4 protein-coding genes and 1 pseudogene are annotated in these 4,657 nt (G+C 53.4%); all 5 read left to right on the forward strand.

The genetic code is table 11. The annotated features are described in order from the left end of the window. Positions 1 to 1,148: phage tail tube protein (locus APA10_RS11170; protein ID WP_050998024.1), on the forward strand; the 1,148-nt coding region annotated here is incomplete at its 5' end. Positions 1,149 to 1,251: 103 nt separating this feature from the next. After that, complete coding sequence (locus tag APA10_RS11175) at positions 1,252 to 1,665, forward strand: hypothetical protein (RefSeq protein WP_035367663.1); 414 nt, start codon at positions 1,252 to 1,254, stop codon at positions 1,663 to 1,665. 80 nt (positions 1,666 to 1,745) lie between these two features. After that, complete coding sequence (locus APA10_RS11180) at positions 1,746 to 2,021, forward strand: hypothetical protein (RefSeq protein WP_250697686.1); 276 nt, start codon at positions 1,746 to 1,748, stop codon at positions 2,019 to 2,021. After that, on the forward strand, positions 2,018 to 2,734 hold the full coding sequence (locus tag APA10_RS11185; RefSeq protein WP_035367667.1) for a hypothetical protein: 717 nt from the start codon (positions 2,018 to 2,020) through the stop codon (positions 2,732 to 2,734). Before APA10_RS11180 ends, APA10_RS11185 begins: the two co-directional genes overlap by 4 nt. Positions 2,735 to 2,743: 9 nt before the next feature. Then, positions 2,744 to 4,657, forward strand: a pseudogene (locus APA10_RS11190) (hypothetical protein); the annotation flags it as partial.

Genomic DNA, 4,657 nt, shown 5'->3' on the forward strand with positions numbered 1-4,657 from the left:
CATTCTGGCACATTGCGATGCCGTGCGGGGAGGACGGCAACCACCCCATCTCACTTGCGGTCAATGAGACCGAGAGCCAGCCTGACGAAATCAACGATATCCCTGAAATGGCGCAGTCCGTCCTGACAGGGCGGACCACACAGGGCAGCATCTCCGGCATCCTGTCTGTTGGCACGTTTGAAGACATGCTGGCCGGTGTCCTGGGGAATGACTGGGTCAATGTTAATCTGGTTTCGACTGGAGATGCGTCTGGAACCAGCACATTTATGTACCAGCCTGACGACAATATCGGCGGCAATGCAGGGTGCTGGGATATCGTCCTGACGAATAATTCAATTGACGCCCTTGGTATCCCGCCAGTTGGCCTGCTGGTACTGAACGATGCCAATATTAATGCAAACAACGTCTGCATTCCGTACAGAGTGAAAGGCATCGCCATACTGGTGCCGATAGGCTCTATTCCCAACGTATCGAAAGATACTGTTGCAAAATCGGGTGCCACGCTGACGTTCAACGGCATCACAAATGGCAAGATTGGGAAAACCTTTACCTTCCGGAAAGCCCTTTCTGGCAAATGGGATCTGTATTCCGGGACGATGATCAATCAGGTGCAGATCACCCTGCAAAAGCAGCAACCTGCGACTATCAGTATTGATCTGGTCGGGTCTGACATGGCGGTATCAGATACGGATAATGCCGCTTCAGTTACGCCACGCACCATCACCCCGCTGATTGATACAGTGGAGGGATTTCTTGGCTGCTCCATCTTCGGTAATGCGCCGTCTGGCTGCATCCAGTCTGCCACTATCACACTCTCACGGGATGGCTCCGGTCAGGACACCGGTATGGGCCATGTTGGAGCCTGCGGTGTGCGTTTTGGCAGCTTCAAGGCCACAATGGAAATCACCTACCTGTTCCGTGATTACCAGCAGTTTACAGACTGGGCTGCCGGGAAAACCGGTCTGGTCACGGTAGGCGTTCAGGGCAGTGATGGCGTGGGCTACCAGTTTGCAGTGCTTAACGGCATTATTCGCAATCCCAAAACGCCTATTTCCGGAAAAAACCAGACTGTGGTTGCAACTGTTTCCATCACGGCAAACCCGGTTCCTGGTGGTGGCACATTTTCCATTGCGCGCATCAGTAACTGACTGACGCCATAATACTCTTATTCCCTGCCTGCTTTTGGGTGGGAAAAATCGACATCACCCACACAGGCCGCCAGTGAGCGGCCTTTTTTATTGAGGTAGATCCATGCTTTCTCTTGCAGACCTGAAAACCGATAGCGCCGCCATTGCCGATGGAAAGTGGGTTAAAATCGACAAATACCCCGGCCTTGAAATCAAAAGCCGTGGTTATACCGACAAGTTTGTGGATGCTCAGGCACAGCGCCTGCGCAAAGCGGCAGAACGCTTCCGTGGTGATGTTTCTGCCATTCCCAACGCCATGCGCCGCAATATCAACGCAGGCCTGCTGCGGGACTTCCTCGTGCTGGATGTTAAAGGGCTACATCATGATCGGGAAAAGAAAAACCCTGTCACGGTTGAGGAGTTTAAGGAACTGCTCGGCAATCCAGATTACCGCGAACTGATGGCCGCCTGCTGGGAAGCCGCAGCCCTTGTGACCACGCAGGCTTATGAGCATGCAGAGGAAGCTGAGGGAAACTGACCAGGGCGCTGACGTGGCACCTTGAATGGGGAAGCTATGACGAAACCATCTGGAATGAACTGGATGGAGAAGATGCCCGTGTGGATCCACAGCCTGAGTTCATGTGGATCTGGCGGGCATGGCATCGGCTTTCAGCATCACGCCAGCGTTTTATACAAGGTTTCAGTGTGGCTTTAGGTACCACAGTCTTTGAAAACAGCCCCGGCATGATCCCGTGGGAAGTGGTGCATACATGGTCGCAGCATCATGGCTACACGCATGCCGAAATGGCGCTGTTAGATCGGTGCATCATCGCCATGGACAGGGTGTTCATTGAAGACTGGGCGCAACGCATGAAAAGGCGGATGAAAAAATGAGCTGGGCCGCACGTCTGCAAAAACCCATGCGGGTTGCCATTAACCGGAACATGACCAGTGTGGCCGCGCACAAGATTGTAGGGGATAGGATCCGCAAGGAGCGGGATGATCTCATTCAGTCGGGCGCTGCATCGGCACAATATGTCCGGCGTGTGGATGGCAAGCTCGGCCTTCCGGAAGAGGCGGCAAAATTCAACGGCGGCAGTGTCACCTATCTGTTCAACACGCTGGGTGAGGCTACTGTCTGGGCGTTGGAAGAATTGCGCAAGAGATCCCCCGTCCATAGCGGTGCATTCCGTAAAAGCTGGGCCATCCTGGTGAACGGCAAAGGTTGGACAGATGCTCCGGGTAAGGTTCCTATGGGTTCGGAAGTGCGCATCGTGAATACCATGCCCTATGCCCGCAAGATTGAAGTTGGCGGCCAGCGCATCAGTGTTCCACCTGGGATTGTGGAAGGCGTGCGCAGGCCGCTGATGCGCCGCTTCAAGGGAATTCGTGCCCAGCGGCTTTTCAAACCTGTAGATAAAGGCCGCGATGCCCGTGGTGATCCTGTCCCATACATCCTGAAACAGGCTGGTATCGCTTCGGGTATTTCGTGGGACAAAAAAGAGAAACAGTGGACGCAAAAGCACGCCGCTTACGTGAGCCGGCGGGCTGATCGGCAAGGAGGGGAGCAAATGCTTTACCCCATGCTGGTTTTGACAGAGAGATAATGGTTTCCCATGGCAGAGACAGATCTGGTTCAATCCCTAGAGGTTGATATCGTAGCCGTTGATCAGACTGAAAGTGCTACGGAAAGTGCTGGTCGCCGTCTGGACGCGCTGACGGAAAAAGGCCTGATCCTGAACGATGTTCTGTCTTCCATGGGCAAAACCTCAAAAGATGCCACTGAAACATTGGCAGAAGGCGCTGATGCAGCGGTCGGGTCTTTTGAAAAGCTGGGCACACAGGCTGTTTCCCGTGTTGGCAGCCTGACCAAGCAGCTGATGGCCTTGAGTGCGCAACGTGATAGCCTGCGGGCAGATCTCCAGAAAACAACGGATGAGGGGTTGGATACCTCTGGCATCACAGAAAATCTGGAACAGGTGGAAAGCCAGATCGGTCACGTTGGTGCCGAACTGCAAACAGTCGAAACTAATTTACAGGCCGCCGCAATCGGCCAGAAGGCATGGAACGGCCAGCTCGGTGAACAGAATGCTCTGATAAACGGCATCCGTGAAGCAGAAGGCAACCGTGCGCAAGCATTGGACAGAACGACTGTTGCCATGGCTAAGGGATCTGCAGAAGCTGAGAAGCAGGCAGATGCATTAGCTGGTGTTGGTCAGGAGTTTGTTGACCTCACGTCTGCTGCTGGAAAACTGCCAGATGTCATGGATCAGGTTTCTGAAGCTGTTACGTCTGGCATGAACGATATGCAGCGCATGGTCGAAACGGGACAGGATGCCCTGAACAGCATGACGGCACCCGATGTGGATGCCAATGTCTCCGGAACGGTAGATATACAGTCTCCAGACCTAAGTAAAACGCTAGAGGCGCAGAAAAAGCTTAAGGACAGCCTCGGCGAAGTTACGAACGCTGCCAGCAAGACCAGCAACGAACTGTCCGCAATGGGCAACGCGGGCATGCAGGCTGCAGACGACATACTGTCTGGTGTAGATAACACCACGGCAGCAATGACCAAGGATGTTTCTGATGGCATCAGTAACATTGAGCGCATGGTCAATGCAGAGCAGGAAGCTGTGCATAATCTTTCTGCTCCGCGTGCAGATACTACTGTATCCAGCACAGCCGATGCGCAAACCCCAGATATTTCCCAAGCGCAGGAACAGCAGGAAAAAATCATTGAAGATCTGGGCAAAGTAAAGAATGCTTCAGGCCTTGCCGCGGGTGCCGTATCTGAGTTGGATAATGAGGTGCAGCAGGCATCTGCCGGTTTGCAAAATGGTCTGGACAGGAGTGCTGCCAGCTTTTTACGCACAACCAGAGCAGGTAGTCAGCTTTCCCAAGCTATGTTGAAGCTCATAGCTGCACAAAATCGCTATGATGATGCAGTGGCGCAGGCTGCATCCATTCCTGATGATAAGCTGGATCCAACGACCAAGCAGAGTATTCTTCAGGATCTGAAAGCACAGGTAGATGCGCGGCAGGAACAGGTAGATGTCTTGCAAAAACCAGCTGCAGCCGAAGCCAATTTAGATAAAGCGCAGCAGAAATCCACCAAATCTGGCAAGCTGGAAGCCTACCAGATCACGGAAATTGTGGACGATGTGCACAAGTTTGCCGATATGGTGCTGGCAGGCGGCAATCCGTTGCAGGCTCTGTTTTATGAAGCGCCTAACGCTCTTGCAATCGCAGGTGGTAACGGGGGATACGGTGCAGGCCTATCCATGCTTAAAAATGTCCTGACAGGCCCCACAGGCATTGTTGCCGCAGCGGGTGCTGCGGGTGTGGCACTCTATAAAATGGGCGCATATGCAGAAGAGGAAGAAAGCAAGCTGGCCAAACTGAGCCAGCAGCTACGGGCTACGCGTGAAGATGCGGGCAACATGGCAGACAGCATCACTTCTGCAGCCGATAGTCTGGACGCGGATTTCTTCTGTGGTTACCGTCCGTTATGCAAGAGTTTTCTGACCCAT

Origin of the sequence: Acetobacter pasteurianus subsp. pasteurianus LMG 1262 = NBRC 106471 (assembly GCF_000285275.1) — a bacterium.
Lineage (GTDB): Bacteria > Pseudomonadota > Alphaproteobacteria > Acetobacterales > Acetobacteraceae > Acetobacter > Acetobacter pasteurianus.

Excerpts from the sequence above, each read along its gene's own strand:
- APA10_RS11185 (WP_035367667.1), top strand. The coding sequence starts at position 2,018 with ATGAGCTGGGCCGCACGTCTGCAAAAACCCATGCGGGTTGCCATTAAC.
- APA10_RS11175 (WP_035367663.1), top strand. The coding sequence starts at position 1,252 with ATGCTTTCTCTTGCAGACCTGAAAACCGATAGCGCCGCCATTGCCGAT.